At 65.4% G+C, this 16,359-nt stretch carries 21 protein-coding genes; 16 read left to right on the top strand and 5 right to left on the bottom strand.

All coding sequences use genetic code 11. From position 1 onward, the window contains the following. Positions 1-60 precede the first annotated feature (60 nt). From B447_RS05150 to B447_RS05130, 5 genes are read right to left on the bottom strand one after another with little or no spacing between them, the layout of a single operon-like run. Entirely contained in the window at positions 61-591 is a 531-nt protein-coding gene (locus B447_RS05150) for a DUF4124 domain-containing protein (RefSeq protein WP_002937358.1), read from the bottom strand. Between the two features lie 52 nt (positions 592-643). Further along, entirely contained in the window at positions 644-859 is a 216-nt protein-coding gene (locus B447_RS05145) for a hypothetical protein (RefSeq protein WP_002937357.1), read from the bottom strand. Then, a complete protein-coding gene (locus tag B447_RS05140) occupies positions 856-2,700 on the bottom strand; it encodes a hypothetical protein (RefSeq protein ID WP_051018757.1) in 1,845 nt (614 codons plus the stop codon). Before B447_RS05140 ends, B447_RS05145 begins: the two co-directional genes overlap by 4 nt. Before the next feature lies 1 nt (position 2,701). Next, on the bottom strand, positions 2,702-3,097 hold the full coding sequence (locus tag B447_RS21785) for a hypothetical protein (protein WP_157384643.1): 396 nt from the start codon (positions 3,095-3,097) through the stop codon (positions 2,702-2,704). 2 nt (positions 3,098-3,099) lie between these two features. Continuing rightward, positions 3,100-3,414, bottom strand: coding sequence for a hypothetical protein (locus B447_RS05130; RefSeq protein WP_002937354.1), 315 nt, complete (start codon positions 3,412-3,414; stop codon positions 3,100-3,102). A 981-nt stretch (positions 3,415-4,395) separates the two neighbouring features. Between B447_RS05130 and tnpA the strand changes: the two genes are divergently transcribed. The 16 genes from tnpA to B447_RS22710 all read left to right on the top strand — a co-directional run bounded on the left by tnpA (position 4,396) and on the right by B447_RS22710 (position 16,234). Continuing rightward, positions 4,396-4,704 (top strand): IS66 family insertion sequence element accessory protein TnpA, encoded by a 309-nt coding sequence (gene tnpA, locus B447_RS05120; protein WP_002937029.1) that lies wholly within the window; start codon positions 4,396-4,398, stop codon positions 4,702-4,704. Beyond that, positions 4,704-5,063 (top strand): IS66 family insertion sequence element accessory protein TnpB, encoded by a 360-nt coding sequence (gene tnpB, locus B447_RS05115; protein WP_002937031.1) that lies wholly within the window; start codon positions 4,704-4,706, stop codon positions 5,061-5,063. Before tnpA ends, tnpB begins: the two co-directional genes overlap by 1 nt. A gap of 29 nt (positions 5,064-5,092) precedes the next feature. Next, on the top strand, positions 5,093-6,712 hold the full coding sequence (tnpC, locus tag B447_RS05110; RefSeq protein ID WP_002937033.1) for an IS66 family transposase: 1,620 nt from the start codon (positions 5,093-5,095) through the stop codon (positions 6,710-6,712). A 46-nt stretch (positions 6,713-6,758) separates the two neighbouring features. Continuing rightward, positions 6,759-6,980 (top strand): hypothetical protein, encoded by a 222-nt coding sequence (locus tag B447_RS22445; protein WP_002937348.1) that lies wholly within the window; start codon positions 6,759-6,761, stop codon positions 6,978-6,980. 1 nt (position 6,981) lies between these two features. Beyond that, positions 6,982-8,361 carry a terminase large subunit domain-containing protein gene (locus tag B447_RS21780; RefSeq protein WP_002937346.1) on the top strand — a complete coding sequence of 460 codons (1,380 nt, stop codon included), beginning with the start codon at positions 6,982-6,984 and terminating at the stop codon, positions 8,359-8,361. Positions 8,362-8,414: 53 nt separating this feature from the next. Continuing rightward, the gene (locus B447_RS05095) at positions 8,415-8,870 is read left to right on the top strand and encodes a hypothetical protein (protein WP_002937344.1); all 456 of its coding nucleotides are present in this window, start codon (positions 8,415-8,417) and stop codon (positions 8,868-8,870) included. Then, a complete protein-coding gene (locus B447_RS05090; RefSeq protein WP_157384642.1) occupies positions 8,867-11,188 on the top strand; it encodes a portal protein in 2,322 nt (773 codons plus the stop codon). The genes B447_RS05095 and B447_RS05090 overlap by 4 nt, the downstream gene beginning before the upstream one ends. Before the next feature lie 3 nt (positions 11,189-11,191). Then, positions 11,192-11,380 (top strand): hypothetical protein, encoded by a 189-nt coding sequence (locus tag B447_RS21775; protein WP_002937341.1) that lies wholly within the window; start codon positions 11,192-11,194, stop codon positions 11,378-11,380. Positions 11,381-11,404: 24 nt separating this feature from the next. Beyond that, a complete protein-coding gene (locus tag B447_RS21770) occupies positions 11,405-12,325 on the top strand; it encodes a hypothetical protein (RefSeq protein WP_002937338.1) in 921 nt (306 codons plus the stop codon). 8 nt (positions 12,326-12,333) lie between these two features. Continuing rightward, entirely contained in the window at positions 12,334-12,570 is a 237-nt protein-coding gene (locus tag B447_RS05075; protein ID WP_002937332.1) for a carbon storage regulator, read from the top strand. 53 nt (positions 12,571-12,623) lie between these two features. After that, complete coding sequence (locus tag B447_RS05070) at positions 12,624-13,739, top strand: N4-gp56 family major capsid protein (RefSeq protein ID WP_002937330.1); 1,116 nt, start codon at positions 12,624-12,626, stop codon at positions 13,737-13,739. A 28-nt stretch (positions 13,740-13,767) separates the two neighbouring features. After that, positions 13,768-14,217: a hypothetical protein gene (locus B447_RS05065; protein ID WP_002937323.1), complete on the top strand. Its 450-nt coding sequence runs from the start codon at positions 13,768-13,770 to the stop codon at positions 14,215-14,217. 61 nt (positions 14,218-14,278) lie between these two features. Then, positions 14,279-14,542 carry a hypothetical protein gene (locus tag B447_RS05060; protein ID WP_002937321.1) on the top strand — a complete coding sequence of 88 codons (264 nt, stop codon included), beginning with the start codon at positions 14,279-14,281 and terminating at the stop codon, positions 14,540-14,542. After that, a complete protein-coding gene (locus B447_RS05055) occupies positions 14,542-15,183 on the top strand; it encodes a phage adaptor protein (protein WP_002937319.1) in 642 nt (213 codons plus the stop codon). The genes B447_RS05060 and B447_RS05055 overlap by 1 nt, the downstream gene beginning before the upstream one ends. Next, entirely contained in the window at positions 15,183-15,518 is a 336-nt protein-coding gene (locus tag B447_RS05050; protein ID WP_002937306.1) for a hypothetical protein, read from the top strand. Before B447_RS05055 ends, B447_RS05050 begins: the two co-directional genes overlap by 1 nt. Continuing rightward, positions 15,518-16,234 carry a hypothetical protein gene (locus B447_RS22710; RefSeq protein ID WP_002937304.1) on the top strand — a complete coding sequence of 239 codons (717 nt, stop codon included), beginning with the start codon at positions 15,518-15,520 and terminating at the stop codon, positions 16,232-16,234. Before B447_RS05050 ends, B447_RS22710 begins: the two co-directional genes overlap by 1 nt. Positions 16,235-16,359: the final 125 nt, after the last annotated feature.

Genomic DNA, 16,359 nt, shown 5'->3' with positions numbered 1-16,359 from the left:
GACCAGCCTTAAAAGCTACGCCATTTTCTACGCCAAATTGGCGATGTAGCCGATTGCCCCTTACCGCCGCATCTCGCTCAACTCCCCTTCGAGCCGGCGCACATCATCCTGCAGCGCTCTGATCCGCAGGTCGTAGCGGGCGACTACGGCGCTCATCTCCTCGCTGATGCTTTTCTCCCAGGTGGCACCGGCCAGGTTGTTGTTGGCGCGCGTTTTCTGGAGACGCAGTGCAGCGAGCTCGCGGTCCATCTCCGCCTGTTCGTTGACGATGCGGTCCCGGATATCGCGAAGCTCGTGCTCTGTCTCGCGGACGCGGCGCTCGCGCTCAAGCCTGGAAAGTACCGCCTGCGGATTGTTCGACATGTTGATCTGCCGAGGGTCCGATTCCGAGGCCGACGCGCTCGCGCTGCTGGCGCCAGTTGCGGGGCGTACGTTGATGGGTTTGGCATCTGGTGCGCATGGCTGATCAGAGAACACGGCCCGCCCGCCGACTGTACACTTGTAGACCTGCGCATGAGCGCCTGTCGAAACCACGGAGAGCGCGGCAAGAATGGCGCCGCACGCCAAGCGCAGTATGGGGTTGTAAGGCATGCAGGCGGTCTCCTTGCGATAGTCCGCCTGCATTGTAGCGTGCGAGGGGGCGTCAGATCTCGATGAGCTCGACCGGCAGCGCAGGCGCGGGGCCTTCGATCGCGTTGTCGCGCACGAACACCGCCTCGCCCAGCTCGGCCGAGCCGCGCGGGGCGATGAGGCTGCCGTCGGGCAGCTGGACGCGGACGGGGGCGGCCGAGGTGACAACGCCGACCAGCAGAGGGGCGTCTGGGATCAACGCGCGGAACTTGCGGTAGAGGTTGCTCATGCGTGGGTCTCCAGCTCGATGGATTGGCGCGCAGTGGGGAGTTGTGCGCGTACCGCAGTGCTGCGCACGAGACCCATGCGGACGACGCCGGCGTCGGTGTAGCGGATGAGCTTTCCCGGGGCGATGATGCCCGTCTCGGGCAGTATGGGCAGGTCGAGCGTGACGCGCGCCTGGCGGCCGGTGTCGGCCAGGATGGCGCGGCCACGCGCGCGGGCGGCGTCGGCATGGGTGACAAGGGGGTCGGTGACCATTGGGGCGGCGATGTTGCCGGCGGTGCCGGCGCGCGTGACCTGGCCGAGGATGCCTCCGGCCGTGGCGCCGGTGACGAACACGCGATTGTAGGCCGGGCGCTCGACCCATTCGATGGATTCGCGCACCACGGGCGCGCTGGGGAGCTCGATGTCGGGCGTGGCCGTAGCCCACTCCCAGGGCAGCAGGGGGTAACGCGGCAGGATGCGGAGCGTGTCTGTAACGGGGTCGGCCTGGACGTAGGCGCCTGCCGCCTCCGCGATGCGCTGCGCGTGCTCGATGTAGCTGCCGGTGTGGTGCCAGGCGCCCGCGGGCACGAGCCAGTCGGCGGGCTGCCAGTCGATGGCCCAGCCCAGGCTAACGCCGTTGTCAGTGAGGGCGTCGCCGAGCAGCTGCTGCACGGTGCGCGCGGCCGCGTCGTTGTGGCGGGTGACGATGGGGCTGTGCGGCGCAGCGAGCAGGGCCGCCCTGCCCCGGCCGCTGACGCGCAGGCGCGATTGCCCAAAGCGGCGGTCGCGGGCGATGCGCTCGGCCAGCAGGCGGAAGCTCTGCCCGTTGATGTTAGCGATGAGCTCGACGGGCTCGCCGTAGTCGGCCGGCTCGACCAGGGCAAGCTGCGCGCCAGGGATAGTGGCGTCCCAGCCCCATGTCCAGGAGTCGGCATCGATCTGTAGTGTGAGCGCCGTGGCGTCGAGCGATGCGCCGTCGCTTGCACGCACGAGGGTGATGGTGTTGAGCACGATATAGGCTCTCCGGATGGGGACAACGACCTCGCCCGGCGGCGGGGGCGGCACATAGGGGCGGCACCCGAACACGAGCGCCGTGGTGCCATCGGCCAGCCGGCAGAACTTGAGCGCCACCGGGCTGCTGGGGGCGTTGGGGTCGAAGGGGGGTTCGGGCCAGGGGTAGGCGATCTGCCACCAGCCGAGCGGCAGAGGGATCATCTGCTGGTGGCGCACGGTCACGCCCTGGTACAGCGGCCTGCCCGACTGGTGGCCGACCGTGCCGCGGGTGACCACAGACTCGGCCTGCCGCTGATCGGTGCGTAGGCGGCGGCGCAGGCGGATACGTTCCTGGTGGTCGCTGCGGACGCCCTGGCCGAGCGGCAGTCCGTGCTGATGCCGTGCACCCGCGCCCTGCTGCTGCCGCGTCGATTCCTGCTGTGCCACGCCAACCCCGGCGGCCAGCGGGATTGCCTGCTGCGCCCGCATCACGCTCGCACGACTGGACGGCTGCATGCTGGACTGCCGCAGCACCATCGGCGCTCTGACTGGCGCCGCAGCGGCATGGCGCGCCGCTGCAGACGTCTGCGCAGACTGCATTGCCTGTTGGCCAACGCCCAGCGCGGCGGCCTGGGCGGGCCGCCGGCCGTGCGGGGCGCCCACTACGGGCCCAACGTCGGTGATGAGTTCGGCCCACAGCACGCCATCGGCGACCAGCGAGAGGCCAGGCAGATCCGCCGGCGGCAGCGTAGCGGCGAGCGTGCCCTCGACGCGCGGCGCAAACACACTCTCGGCGCCAAAGAGCAGATCGACCGCGGCCGGCGTGGGGGTGACAAGCGCTGCAAAGCGCATATCGACGGGCGTGGTCACGTTACCCCTGTATCACGGCCAAGGTGATGCGGACAAAGTGGCCCGGTACGAGATCAGTGTCTGCCAGGCGGATGTCGCCCGCGCTCTCCGGGCCGTCATCGGACACCGTGAGCCCGTCCGCCCACAGCGCGCCCGTGGCGTCGCGGATGCGCGCGGCGACCGGTGTGCCCGCCGCGGCGATGGCGCCCTCCATCGGCGTGGTGAGCACAAGCTGTGCAGCGGACTCATCGACGCCCCCCGCGCCGTCCTGCATCCAGACCACGGCAAGCACCGTTGCCCCTGCGTCGAGCAGTTCGATACGCGCGCGCCCGACACCGCTGTCAAGCATGGCGAGCGAGGCATACAGCGCCGGCAGACGAGCAGCGGCGGCACGCGCGGCGAGGTGGGATGGTGACAAGATCACGGATCGACGGTGGGGACGAGGTTGAGTTTGATCACCGGGTCGTAGACGCTGGTGTGGTCGTAGGCAATGACGTGGTACTTAAGGGAGGGGTTGAGGTTTTGCACTTCCCAGTTGCCGTCTTCGTCGGCCCATGTCCACGTAACGGAAGATTCGCTGTTCGGGAATACGTGCCCGTGGGCGTTGCTTACCGCAGAAACAATCTGCACACGGCGCCTGATCGGCACGTCGGGACTTCCGGCGATTTTTGTCGAGCCAAACAACCTCCCAGGGAGTGGTTCGGGCACAATGCGCATGGCGCCGTAAAATCTCATGAGACTACCTCCACGGCCCGGTTACGTCGAACGCAACCGAGCCATACTGGTCGACCGCTCCTACGGAGTAGCCGACAATCCTGCGACCGCTGAATGGCCCGCTCCCGTCGAACGGTTCTGTTGCGGTGTTTGCGAACGCGCGGTGCATGGGTTCGAGCAACCCCGGCAAAAACCCCCGGAACACTGCAGTTTGCATGCCATCCGACACGAAAACAGGCTGGCGCAAAACAGCGCCCGCTCCGCTCACCATATTAGTGTTATTTCCAAACGGGCGGGCCCCCTGAACGGACCACTGCACCCCCACTCTGTACCAAGGCTCTGAGCGCGTGGTTTGATTGGCGCGGCGGGCCAGATAAACCCCTAGTGTGCTCGACGGGGTTAAAAACCCGGCATTGAACCCTGGATATACTGTGTTGGGGTAAGTCTCAGACCCCGCAATAATGCAGTTATACCGATCCCCCGGGACAAAGGTTTCAAAGTCGCCAAAGGCCCCCACTGTGGGGTTCGCAGTGTTGTATGTGGCTTGGTAGAAATACACCAGCGACCCGTCCGCAAAAAGCGCCCATCGTTTTGCGATTGCGTCTGCAGCGTTGCTTTTCGCCCACGTAACCCCCTCTACGAGTTGTGCGAAGGTGGGGAAAGGGCCTTCACCTTCTAGGGCGCTCGACATGTTCTCATAGCCTCGCAAGCGCGCGTTGCGACCATTGCTGTCGTTTACCTGCAGGTAAAGTTGCGTACTTGCCGGATCGGCGGACTGGTAGACCCCAATTTGGATGTCGCTAAACGGCTTCAACCACCCGGCAGAGGCGCGTTTGACTGAGGCGCCCGTAACCGTTCCGTCTGCAACGCCGGGACAGTCAAACGTGAAGGACGCGGATTGCGCTTCCCCGATGCGCCGTAACCGGTCACTGAGCGGCGTTCTTTGCCCGCCCGCGCCCACGCGGAACAATCCCTCCCACATTCATCAGGGAGGAGCCGGCAGTGACCAGGGCGACAGCGACCAACAACAAGTGGCGGCGGCGTAGCCGCCAGGAGTGGGAAACCGTCTTTGCGCGGTTTGCCGCGAGCGGCCTGGGGATCGAGCCGTTCTGCGCCCGCGAGGGGCTCAGCGAGTCGAGCTTCCGGCGCTGGCGTAGCCTGCTGGGCGAGCCGAGTACGCAGCCTGCCGCGCTGGCGATGGAGGCCACTGGCTTCGTCGACGCCGGCACGCTCAAACTCGGCGGCACGGGTCGCCTCGAACTGCGGCTCGACCTGGGCGACGGCGTGATCCTTCACCTGTCGCGCGGCTGATGTTCTTCCCCGAAGGCGCGGTCCGGGTCCATGTCTATGGCCGCCCGGTCGACATGCGCAAATCCTTCGACGGCCTGTACGCGCTCACACGCCAGGCGCTCGGCTGCGATCCGCTGTCGGGCGAGCTGTTCGTGTTCATCAACCGACGCGGCACGCAGATGAAGGTGCTGTACTGGGATCGCACCGGATTCTGCGTGTGGGCCAAGCGTCTCGAGCAGGGGCGCTTCGTGTCGAACTGGGCGCAGGTCCGCACGCGCCAGATGGACTGGACCGGGCTCAAACTCTTGCTCGAAGGCATCGAGCCGGCCCGCACCAAGCGCCGTTTCCAACTGCCCGCAAACGCCGTGCAACCCGCATGAATGCTGGGTTCTGCGGTAAAATACGCGCCATGCCCGCGCCGCACTGCACCCCCGTTCCGACCCTTGCCGAGGCCGCCCAGTGGGCGCCCGAGCGCATCGTCGAGATGGCGCAGGCGAACGTCGCCTTGCAGCGCGACATGGATGCGATGCGGCTCGAGTTTGCGGCACTCAAGCATCAGCTTGAGTGGTTCCGCCGCCAGCTCTTTGGCCAGAAGAGCGAGAAGCGCGTGGTGTCACCCGACACCACGCAGATGTATCTGGGCGAGTTGCCGATCCCCGACACACAGCCCGATGTCCCCGGCAAGACCGTGGCGGGACACACCCGTCGTGCGTCGCGCACCGACTTCACCCAGAGCAAGGACGACTCGGCGCTGTTCTTCGACGAGACGCGCGTCCCGGTCGAGACGATCACGCTCGCCAACCCCGAGACCGAGGGCCTCACCGCCGAACAGTTCGAGGTGATCGGCGAGAAGGTGAGCCATCGCCTGGCGCAGCGCCCGGGCAGCTACGTGATCCTCAAGTACGTACGCCCGGTCATCAAGCGCCGCGACACGCAGACGATCCACTGCCCGGCGGCCCCCGCCGGGGTGATCGACGGTAGCCGCGCCGACGTGAGCTTCATCGCCGGGCTCATCACCGACAAGTTCTGCTACCACCAGCCGCTGTACCGCCAGCATCAGCGGCTCGGGGACAACGGCATCCGGGTCTCGCGCCCGTGGCTCACGCAGCTCACCCACGCGGCGCTCGCGCTGCTCGAGCCGGTCTTTACGGCCCAGCTCGACTCGATCCGCGCAAGTCGCATCAAGGCGATGGACGAGACCCCGATCAAGGCCGGGCGCGCCGGCCCGGGGAAGATGAAGGGCGGCTACTTCTGGCCGGTGTATGGCGAGCGCGACGAAATCTGCTTCGCCTATCACGAGGGGCGTAGTGGCAAACACATTGCGCAGACCCTGGGGACCGACCCACCGCCCGAGGGGGCGGTGCTGCTCACCGACGGCTACGCGGCCTACGAACGTTACGCACAAAAATGCGGGCTCACGCGCGCGCAATGCTGGGCGCACTCGAGAAGAAAATTCTTCGAGGCCCAGTCGATCGAGCCCGAACGGGCGACGCAGGCATTGGAGATGATCGGCCAGCTCTACGCGGTAGAGCAGCACATCCGTGAGGCACAACTCATCGGCGAGGCACGCCGCGCATACCGGCTCGCCCAGGCCAAGCCGATGGTCGACCGGTTCTTCGACTGGGTCGACGCCCAGTTCGAATCCCAGGGGCTACTGCCGAGCTCACCGCTGACCACTGCCCTGGCCTACGTGCGTGAGCGCCGGGCCGCCCTCGAGGTCTACCTCGCCGACCCCGAGGTGCCGATCGACACCAACCACCTCGAGCGGGCGCTACGCGTAGTGCCGATGGGCCGCCGCAACTGGCTCTTCTGCTGGACCGAGGTCGGCGCGAAATACGTGGGGATCGCGCAGAGCCTGATCGCCACCTGTCGCCTGCACGACATCGACCCCTATGCCTATCTGGTCGATGTGCTCCAGCGCGTCGGCCAGCACCCTGCCGCCGATGTCGCGCAACTCACCCCAAGGCTGTGGAAGCAACACTTCGCGGCCAATCCGCTTCGATCCGATCTCCACCCGCGCTCGAAGTAGGCAAGAACGCCGCTCGGTTACCGCTTACGCTGCAGCAATCTCCGAGGTGGCGCAAACGAAAGAGGGGCTGCGTGTAAAGTTCCACGACAAGCGCGCGGCGCTGGTCGACGTGGGTCGCCATTTAGGAATGTTCAAGGACAAGGTGGAGCACACCGGCAAGGACGGAGGGCCGATCCAGTCGGAGTCTGTCACGAAGGTGGTGATCGTGCCTGCGAAGATCCCCGCGGTCGTGGAGACGAAGCCACTTCAGCGGGACGACCAAGACTGAGATGGGCGCGCAAGAGGAAATCTGGAGGCCGACCGAGCGACAGTCGGCCTTCCTGTCCTGCGACGATTTCGAGGTGCTGTACGGCGGAGCGGCTGGTGGGGGAAAGTCCGATGCGTTGTTGATCGACGCGCTGTGCCTGCAGCACGAGGGGCCGGACAACCCGCACCACCGTGCCATCCTCTTTCGGCGGTCGTTTCCGGAACTGCGCGACCTGATTGACAGGTCGCGGGAAATCTATCCGCTCATTGTGCCTGGGGCGACGTACCACACCGGTGACAAGATCTGGACGTTCCCGAGTGGCGCGAAGATCGAATTCGGCTACCTGCAAAACGACAGCGACCGGTTGAAGTATCGCGGACGGGCCTGGAACTACATCGGCTTCGACGAGCTGACGCTATGGGCCACGCCGGTTTGCTACCTCTACCTGTTCTCGCGCTGCCGCAGCACCGACAAGACGCTGCCGCGCTACATCCGGGCCACAACGAACCCCGATGGGCCGGGGCAGAAGTGGGTGATGGAGCGCTGGGGCATCCAGCAGGATGGACGGGAGACGAACATCCCCGTCGATGTGGTCGATGACGAAGTCGGCGTAATCACGACCCTGCGCCGTCGGTTCATTCCGGCGAGGCTATCCGACAACCCGCACTTGGCTGGCACAGGCTACCGTGAGGCGCTGCTGCAGATGGAGCCCGAAGAGCGCGAAGCGCTGCTGAAAGGGCTGTGGAAAGGCAGCAAGGTCAAGGGGGCTTACTACCTCAACGAGATGCAGAAGCTGAGGGCGAACGGGCGCATTCGCCGCGTGCCGTATCAGCCGGGCGTGCCGGTGAACACCTTCTGGGATCTGGGGCGGAACGACACGACCGCGATCTGGTTTCACCAGTTTGTGGCTGGCGAGCATCGCTTCATCCATGCCTACGAGAACAGCGGCGAGGCGTTGGACCACTATGCGAGCTACCTGCTCAGCCGCGGCTACGTCTATGGAACGCACCATCTCCCGCACGACGCAGGCTATGAGCGGCTGACCAAGGCCACGGAAGATGCCGTGACGTTCGAGCAGATGCTGTCCGAGCTCCTGCCTAGCCATCGGTTCAATGTCATTCCCCGGATCGTGGATGTGAACGTCGGCATTCAGCAGACCCGGATGAAGATGGCCGGCAACGTCTATATCGATGAGACCGAGTGCGCGGACGGCATTGCGGCTCTGGACAACTACAAGAAGCGGTACAGCGAGAAGCTTGACGTGTTCCTGGATGAGCCATTGCACGACCGATATTCGAACTACGCCGATGCGTGGAGGCAGTGGGGGCAGCTCGATCAGCCGGCTGCGCGCGGCAGTTCGCCGAATAGGCGGCGTTCCAGCGGGAGCTGGCGCACGGCCTGAAATGCTGGCTGGCCGAACACAATCGCCCCTGTTTGCAACATCAAGGGGCTGCCATGGCGGTCATGATTGGAGGCGCCAAAGCCTGGAAGGTGCGCCAGCACGGCGACATCGGCGTGTCGTTCCAGTGGATCAACGAAGAGCCGGCGATGGTGCTTTTCCCCGCGCGTCGCTCGATTGCCGGCGCAGGGGCTTACGTAATCTGCCTCTCCGCCGCCTTCCGTTACGCCGACTCGAAAACCGGTGCGCCGACGGAGTACCTGATCCGCCAGGCTGTAGCCGCGGCGTCGCAGCTTGGGTTCGCGCGGACCGATACCTTTGCTGCGCGCAAGATCGCCGGGGTGATCGTCGACAGCCTCCCTGACCTGGTTGCGATGCCGCCTGAGCCGACCGGGCTCAACGCGCAGGAGCAAGCCGCCGTCGGCGAGCTTGCAATCAAGCTGGACGGGCAGACGATCGCCGAGCGTGAGGTCTCTGCCCCGACGATGGACGAGCTGGTGACCCTGCAATGAACGGGTTCGAGAATGTCCGGGCATCGAGCCCGTTCGATGATCCGACTCGGATGGGCGGCACGGCGAAGGTTGTCGCCGCAAAGCCCAAGCGCAGGCATAACCTCGACAGCGAGGAAATGAAGGCGCGCTTCACGAAGCTGCGCGAGTGGTTCGATCAAGAGAGTCAGCGCCAGGCGGCAAACCGCTTTCAGATGGCGCTCGACTGCGACTACTACGACGGCCTGCAGTGGTCCGAAGACGACGCCCAGGTGCTGCTTGACCGAAACCAGGCGCCGCTCGTGTTCAACGAGATCAAGCCGACGATCGACTGGATGATCGGTACCGAGCGCCGCACGCGGATCGACTACAAGGTTCTGGGGCGAGAGAAGAGCGACAACGATTCCGCGCTCGCCAAGACGCAACTCCTGAAGTACCTCGATGACACCAACAAGGCCCGCTTTCATCGGTCGCATGCCTTTGCGGATTCCCTTCGGGCTGGCGTGGGGTGGCTGGAGATCGGCCTTCGCGGCGACCCGACCGAAGAGATGCTGTTTGTGCGTGCCGAGTCGTGGCGCAATATGCTTTACGACAGCAACGACGCCACGCTGGATCTGTCCGAGGCGCGCTACGTGTTCCGCTGGAAGTGGCTCGATCAGGACGTGGCAGAGGCCTACTTCCCTGATCGTAAGCACATCATCCGGCAGGCGGTAACTGATGGCGTGTCGATCACCGCAGAGGACGATGACGAGATCTGGTATCTGGGCGCCCGCGTGACTGCACCCGGCCAGGATTATGCCGGGGCAAGCGTGGGCCGCTACTCGCCGATCGACCATGCCGCGCTTGCATGGTCACGTCGTGCTCGCGTGAAGATGATCGAGTGCTGGTATCGACAGCCTGTGCTGCGTCGCAAGTTCGCCGGCGGGGATCTCGTTGGCGAGGTGTTCGACGGCAAGAACCCGGATCACGTCGAGGCGCTTCAGGCCGGTTACGGGCTCTTCGACAAGCTCGAGATGGAGATTCGCTGCGCCATCTTCACATCGGCCGGGATGGTGTGGGAGGGCGCATCGCCGTTCCGTCACGGCAAGTTCCCGTTCGTGCCGGTGTGGTGCTACCGCCGGCAGCGCGACAACGCGCCCTATGGCGCCATCCGCCAGCTGCGAGACCCGCAGGACGACATGAACAAGCGCCACTCGAAGGCGCAATGGATCCTGTCGACCAACCAGGTCGAGATGGAAGAGGGCGCGGTCGATGACATCGAGGAACTGCGCGCCGAGGTTGCGCGCCCGGACGGCATCATCATCAAGAATCGCGGTCGGGAGCTGAAGATCAACCGCGACGCGCAGCTCGCCGAGGAGCAGCTGCTACTGATGGATCGTGACGCGGCGCACATCCGCAACGCGGCGGGCGTGACCGCAGAGAACCTTGGGCGCGACACGAACGCCAGGAGCGGCAAGGCGATCCTCGCCAAACAGGAGCAAGGCAGCGTTGTCACCGCAGAGGTCTTCGACAACCTCCGCCTGGCGATGCAGCTCGCTGGCGAGATCGAGCTCGCGTGCATCGAGCAGTTCTACTCGGCGCCGAAGGTGATCCGCATCCTGGGCGAGCGCGGTGCGTCGAAGTACGAGCAGATCAACCGGTTCGACCCCGACACCGGCGAGATCCTCAATGACGTGACCGCCTCGCATGCGGACTTTGTCATCAGCGAGCAGGACTACCGATCGTCCCTGCGCGAGGCGATGTTCGAGAGTCTCTTCGACATCGTGGGCCGGCTTGCGCAGATGAATCCGCAGGTGGCGCTCAACCTACTGGACCTCGTAGTCGAGATGGCCGATCTGCCGGGGCGCGACGAGCTCGTGGCGCGGATCCGGAAGATCAACGGCCAGCGCGACCCGGATGCCGACCCCACGCCCGAGGAGACGCAGGCCGACCAGCAAGCTGCAGCACAGCAGGCTGAGGCGAAACAGCTCGAGCTTGATCGCGCACGCGCCGAGCTCGACCAGATCAAGGCTAAGACCCGCGACATCGTTGCAGCGGCGCTGGAGAAGGGCATCAAGGCGGGCTACGCCTCGATGCAGGCCGGACAGGTGATTGCGACCATGCCGGCTGTGGCGCCGATCGCGGATGAGCTGATGCGCGCGTTCGGCTATCAGCCGCCGACGCCCGCTGGCCACGACCCGAATTTCCCTGTTCCCGCCGGCGCGACCGCGCCGCAGGTCGAGTTCCCGACCAACACCAGCCCGATGTTCCCGGCTGCGCCCTCGTCTCCCGGCGTGGGCGCCATGGAGGGCATCGAGACCCAGCGCGCCGACGGCGTGCAGCCCAGCCAGACAGGAGCATGAGAAATGGCGAAGAAAGGAACCAACGTGATGGTCGTATCGAATGACGACTGGCAGGCAAAGAACGATCTCGACACGATGATGGAATACGAGCGCATCTGCAAAGACCCGAAGCGGAAGGCCAAGGTTCAGGCGCTCGCCAAGCAGAAAATGATGGCAATGGCTGCGGTAGTGGCCGAAGCCGACGAAGACTGACCCACACCACGGAGCAAGAGCACCATGCCCAAGCAAGACGATTTTGAAGCCGACGAACTGGCCGGCCTGTCCGATGACGAGCGCGCGGCGCTGGAAGACAGCGACGACGAGGCCGAAATCCTGAAGAACATCGCTGACGACGAAGGCGAAGGCGAGGAATCCGACGACGGACAGGACGACGAAGCGGAAGACGCTGAGGACGAGGGCGAGGACGAGAGCGAAGAAGGCGAGCAGGATACGGGTGAAGAGACCGTCGACGATGCGCCCGCCAAGCCTGCGCCGACCGTTCACAATGAAGCGCCCCCCGAGTTCCAGCCGCAATTCACGGCCGCGGTTCCCGAGGATCTTGCCGCGCGCCTCGAAGGCGTGAATCAGCGCTTCGGCGAGCTGCAGCAGAAGCTGGAGGACGGCGAGATCTCGGTCGCCGACTACGTCGTGCAGAACCAGGCGCTGGTTGATGAGCGCATGGCGCTGAAGTTGGCCGAGGAGCAGGCGAAGTGGGCGGCCAGCCAGAACGCGGCGCAGCGCGAGCAGCGCTGGAAGTGGGAGGTCGAGCGCTTCTATTCCGGGGAATCGGCGGCGATCTACAAGGATCCCATCCTCAAGGCCGCGCTTGATGTGGCCGTTCGCCAGCTCGACGCTGATCCAGCGAATGCCAAGCGCTCCGACGCATGGATTCTGGAGGAGGCCGACCGCCAGGTGCGCGAACGAATGAATCTCGGCTCGACGCAGCGGCAGAGCCGGGATCGCAAGGGCGGCAAGCAGCCCGACCTGTCGAACCTGCCCAAGACGCTGGCCAACCTGCCGGCTGCCGAGCTCTCGGAGACTGGTGCCGACGAGTTCGCCTACTTGGAGAAGCTTGCCGACAAGGATCCGATGGCCTACGAGGCGGCGCTGCGCAAGCTGACACCCGAGCAGGAAGCGCGCTATCTGGGGGTGGCCTGACCGTGAGCATGAAAGTCGACCTCCGCGTGGGCGAGGCGCTGCGCCTCGATGGCGGCCGCATTGTCGTCACGCTGCTGGAGAAGTCGGGCCAGCGGGCGCGCATCAGCGTGGAGGCCGACGATTCGGTGAAGATCCAGTTGCCACGGAGCGCGCAAGTCTGCGGGCTCGACGACGCTCGCGGTGCTGAAAATGCTGGCTGGCACGATATAACCAGCCTGCAGGGCCTGCAGCGTCAGGCCTCGTAGAAACGGGTGCGCAAGAGTGCGCCTTGGATTGAGGTATTTCCAAGGAGATTCTGATGCCTCGTACTGTCGTGGGTGCTGGCGACCCGAAAGCCGTCAAGAAGTACTCCGCCTTCCTGGCGGTCGACACCAGCCGCAAGAGCTATTTCAACAAGAAGTTCATGGGCGTGGGCGAGGAAGCCCAGACGCCCCTGCAGACCCTGCCGCACCTCGAGAACGACGCCGGCGACCAGATCAGCTACGACCTGGTGATGCAGCTCAAGATGAAGCCGGTCCAGGGCGACAACATCCTGCGCGGCAAGGAAGAGGATCTGAAGTTCTACACGGACTCCCTCTACATCGACCAACTGCGCGGCGGCGTGAACACGGGCGGAAAGATGACCCGCAAGCGCACCATTCACGATCTGCGCAAGATCGCCCGGGTGCGCCAGTCGGACTGGTGGGCGCGCCTCTTCGACGAGACCCTGTTCATCTACCTGTCGGGCGCACGCGGGATCAATCCGGACTACATCGAAGACACCGACTTCGCCGGCTACGCGGGCAACCCGCTGACCGCTCCGGACGCGCAGCACCTGATGTACGGCGGTGACGCGAACAGCAAGGGCTCGCTCGATGCCGGCGACAAGATGTCGCTCAAGCTCATCGACCGAGCCGTGGCGCGCGCCGAGGTCATGGGCGGTGGCACGACCGGCATTCCCGCGATCCAGCCCGTGATGATCGACGGTGAAGAGCACTTCGCGCTCGTCATGCACCCCTGGTGCGAGTTCGACCTGCGTACCGACACCGGTACCGGCGGCTGGCTCGACATCCAGAAGGCGATCGCCACTAGCGATGGGCGCAACAGCCCGATCATGAAGGGCGGCCTGGGCATGCACAACAACGTGATCCTGCACAAGCACAAGGGGGTGATCCGCTTCTCGGACTACGGCGTGGGCACCGTAGCTGCCGCTCGGAACCTGTTCATGGGCCGCCAAGCCGGTGTGGTGGCCTTCGGTTCGCCCGGGACTGGACTGCGCTTCGACTGGAACGAAGAAGTCGAAGACCGCGGCAACCAAGTCGTCATCACCACGGCCAGCATTTTCGGCGTGAAGAAGTCGCGCTTCACGATCGAGGGTAACAGCTACGACTTCGGCGCGATCGCGCTCGACGTCGCGTGCGCGGATCCCAGCTAACCCGGCCCAGACCTGAAGGAGAAACGAGATGGCCCTGAAGCAATCCGCTCACGCCCGTGGCGTGATCCCCACCCCGGTGGCGACTGCCTGCGAAGTGGTCGCCTGCCGCGCGTCTTTCACCCTGACCGGCGACCTGGCCGTCGGCGACATCGTTGAAATGATGAACCTGCCGGCTGGCCACGTGCCGGTCGACGTCCTCTTCGACGGCGATGCGATGGGCGCGGGCACGGTCTCCGTCGGTTTGCTGAACGCCGACAAGAGCGATCTGGATACCGCGGCCTCAGGCGGTGCCGCATGGCTCACCGGCGGTGCAGTGACCACCGCGGCCGGTCTGCGTGCCGATTCGGCGGGTCTGCGCGCCATGTCGCGCTGCGCCCCGAGCCAGTCGGCGAACCGTCCGATCGGCATCAAGATCGCGACCGACACCACCGCGACCAGCGGCACCATCGGTCTGACCCTGCTGTACCGCTCGGCGTAATGCCGTGAGAAGCCCGCCCCTGCGCTGATGCCGGGGCGGGCTTTGTTCGTGCGAGGACACCATGAAAATCCGCTGCATCATCCGCCGGAAAGCGGGCTCCAGCCAGACGATCGAAGGCGTGACGTACCGCTGGAACGACCAGAACGATCACGTCTGCGAGGTCGCCAACGACGCGCACGCCGAGAAGCTCCTCGCGCATCCCGAGAGCTGGGTGGCCGAGGGGGCCGTCGAGACAGGCGAGGAGGGCGCGCAGACCGCTGAGAAGCCGACTCGTGGCCGTCGTCGCAAGCAGGAAGCCGAGGCGAGCGAGGAGGGCGCGCAGTAATGCAGCTCGACGAGCTCATTCGGCGCGGCCGGCTCGTGACGCATGACTCTGTCGTGCCGTACTTCGCCGCCGACGACGACTGGCGCGACTGGCTCAACGAGGCGCAGGACGAGGCCGCGATCCGCGGACGCTTGATCGAAGACGAGGCCATCGAGGTCGATGTCGTCGCGGGTGAGCCGCTGGCCGAGTATCCGGCCTACATCTGGGCTGTGCAGCGGGTGTTCTTCGCTGGCCGCCGACTGCAGCTCGTCGATCGCGAGATGTTGGACGCCGCGGAGGGCGAGCAGTGGGAGTCAGCGACCGGGCAGCCGATCGCCTGCTACGAGGTCTCCGGGAAGCTGCGCCTCTACCCGATCCCGGACTCGAGCGGCACTGCGCGCGTTGCGGGCTTCTGTGTGCCACGCCATCCGATGGCGGCAGGCTCCGACGAGCCCGGCCTGCCGGCGCGCACGCACCTGAAGCTCCTGAACTTCGCGCTCTCCCAGTACTACAGCCGCCAGGATGCCGACTCGTTCGACCCGAACAAGGCGGCGCAGTACGCAGCGGCGTTCGAGGCCGACTTCGGCCCGCTGGTCGACGAGAAAGCCATGCGCAGGAAGCGCATCAACGTGCGGCGCTTCGTCGCAGGAGCGTGGTTCTGATGCCTGAATCTGACATCAACGTCGTCATCACCCGCCTGGGGCTCCTCTCGGACGACGTCGGCGAGCTGAAGGAGACATTGCGCCAGATCGCCAGTGCGGTGACGCGCCTCGCTCTCGTGGAAGAGCGCCAGTCGCAGACCAATGAGGCGCTGGGCCGCGCCTTCAAGCAGATCGACAAGATCGACGGCAAGCTGACCTCCATAGAGCAGCGCGTTGCCGCGATCGAAAAGGAGATGCCGGGCCAGCGGCAAACCTCCTCGTGGGTCGTTGCATTCGTGCTTGCGAGCGCTGCGACGGCGTTCATGTTCATTGCGCACAAGGCAGGGCTTAAGTGATGACCAAGCAGCTTCCCCGCGGTATCCGCAACAACAACCCGGGCAACGTCGAGCGCGGCAAGGACCGCTGGCTGGGCATGAGCGCTGACCAGTCGGCCGACACGCGATTCCTCGTCTTCGATACCCCCGAGGCTGGCATCCGTGCGCTTATGCGGATTCTCATCAACTACCAGGAGCGGCACGACATCAAGACGCTGCGCGATGCGATCAACCGCTGGGCGCCACCGGGCGAGAACAACAGCAGCGCCTACGTGCAACACGTCTCTCGTTTGACGGGGCTCGACCCGGACGAGCCGCTGGACTTCCTCGACCGGGAGATCAACATTGCGCTGGCCCGCGCCATCGTGCGACACGAGAACGGCGAGCCTACGGTGTACGGCCGTAAGGAATGGTACGGCGACGACGTGTTCGACCGTGCCGCGGTGATGGCTGGCTTCGAACCGACGTCGAAACCCCTCGTGAAGTCGCGCACCGTCGCTGGTGCCGTCATCGCCGCCGCGGGCGCAGCAGTAGGCGTCGCAGTCGGCGCGCCGGAGACGGCCGAGGTCGCCGCAGGGCTGCCGATCACTGCCGAGGATGTGACGGTTATCGCGGGCGTGCTGACCCCGCTGCTGGGCGTCTCGATCCTTCAGTACCTGTCGCCGATCGCCACCCTGGCCGGCGTGGCGCTGACTATCTACGCGCGGTGGGACGACGCCCGGAGAAAGCTGCGGTGAGCTACCAGGAACTCCCGATGTCCTGTCGTCAGTGCGCGCATCGACACAGTCAGTACATCTACCCGGACTGGTCTCACAAGTGCCTCAAAGTCAAACCGATGGTTGAGGTGTGCGCGTGGAAAACC

The organism is Thauera sp. 27 (assembly GCF_000310125.2).
GTDB classification, from domain to species: domain Bacteria; phylum Pseudomonadota; class Gammaproteobacteria; order Burkholderiales; family Rhodocyclaceae; genus Thauera; species Thauera mechernichensis.
Note: the sequence above shows the minus strand (reverse complement) of the source record. Positions and strands in the feature narration are given on the sequence as shown.

Excerpts from the sequence above, each read along its gene's own strand:
- B447_RS05075 (WP_002937332.1), top strand. The coding sequence starts at position 12,334 with ATGAAAGTCGACCTCCGCGTGGGCGAGGCGCTGCGCCTCGATGGCGGC.
- B447_RS21780 (WP_002937346.1), top strand. The coding sequence starts at position 6,982 with ATGGGCGCGCAAGAGGAAATCTGGAGGCCGACCGAGCGACAGTCGGCC.
- tnpC (WP_002937033.1), top strand. The coding sequence starts at position 5,093 with ATGCCCGCGCCGCACTGCACCCCCGTTCCGACCCTTGCCGAGGCCGCC.
- B447_RS05060 (WP_002937321.1), top strand. The coding sequence starts at position 14,279 with ATGAAAATCCGCTGCATCATCCGCCGGAAAGCGGGCTCCAGCCAGACG.
- B447_RS05150 (WP_002937358.1), bottom strand. The coding sequence starts at position 591 with ATGCCTTACAACCCCATACTGCGCTTGGCGTGCGGCGCCATTCTTGCC.
- B447_RS05095 (WP_002937344.1), top strand. The coding sequence starts at position 8,415 with ATGGCGGTCATGATTGGAGGCGCCAAAGCCTGGAAGGTGCGCCAGCAC.
- B447_RS05130 (WP_002937354.1), bottom strand. The coding sequence starts at position 3,414 with ATGAGATTTTACGGCGCCATGCGCATTGTGCCCGAACCACTCCCTGGG.
- B447_RS05055 (WP_002937319.1), top strand. The coding sequence starts at position 14,542 with ATGCAGCTCGACGAGCTCATTCGGCGCGGCCGGCTCGTGACGCATGAC.
- B447_RS05065 (WP_002937323.1), top strand. The coding sequence starts at position 13,768 with ATGGCCCTGAAGCAATCCGCTCACGCCCGTGGCGTGATCCCCACCCCG.
- B447_RS05070 (WP_002937330.1), top strand. The coding sequence starts at position 12,624 with ATGCCTCGTACTGTCGTGGGTGCTGGCGACCCGAAAGCCGTCAAGAAG.
- B447_RS21775 (WP_002937341.1), top strand. The coding sequence starts at position 11,192 with ATGGCGAAGAAAGGAACCAACGTGATGGTCGTATCGAATGACGACTGG.
- B447_RS22710 (WP_002937304.1), top strand. The coding sequence starts at position 15,518 with ATGACCAAGCAGCTTCCCCGCGGTATCCGCAACAACAACCCGGGCAAC.
- B447_RS05050 (WP_002937306.1), top strand. The coding sequence starts at position 15,183 with ATGCCTGAATCTGACATCAACGTCGTCATCACCCGCCTGGGGCTCCTC.
- tnpB (WP_002937031.1), top strand. The coding sequence starts at position 4,704 with ATGTTCTTCCCCGAAGGCGCGGTCCGGGTCCATGTCTATGGCCGCCCG.
- B447_RS05090 (WP_157384642.1), top strand. The coding sequence starts at position 8,867 with ATGAACGGGTTCGAGAATGTCCGGGCATCGAGCCCGTTCGATGATCCG.
- B447_RS05145 (WP_002937357.1), bottom strand. The coding sequence starts at position 859 with ATGAGCAACCTCTACCGCAAGTTCCGCGCGTTGATCCCAGACGCCCCT.
- B447_RS21770 (WP_002937338.1), top strand. The coding sequence starts at position 11,405 with ATGCCCAAGCAAGACGATTTTGAAGCCGACGAACTGGCCGGCCTGTCC.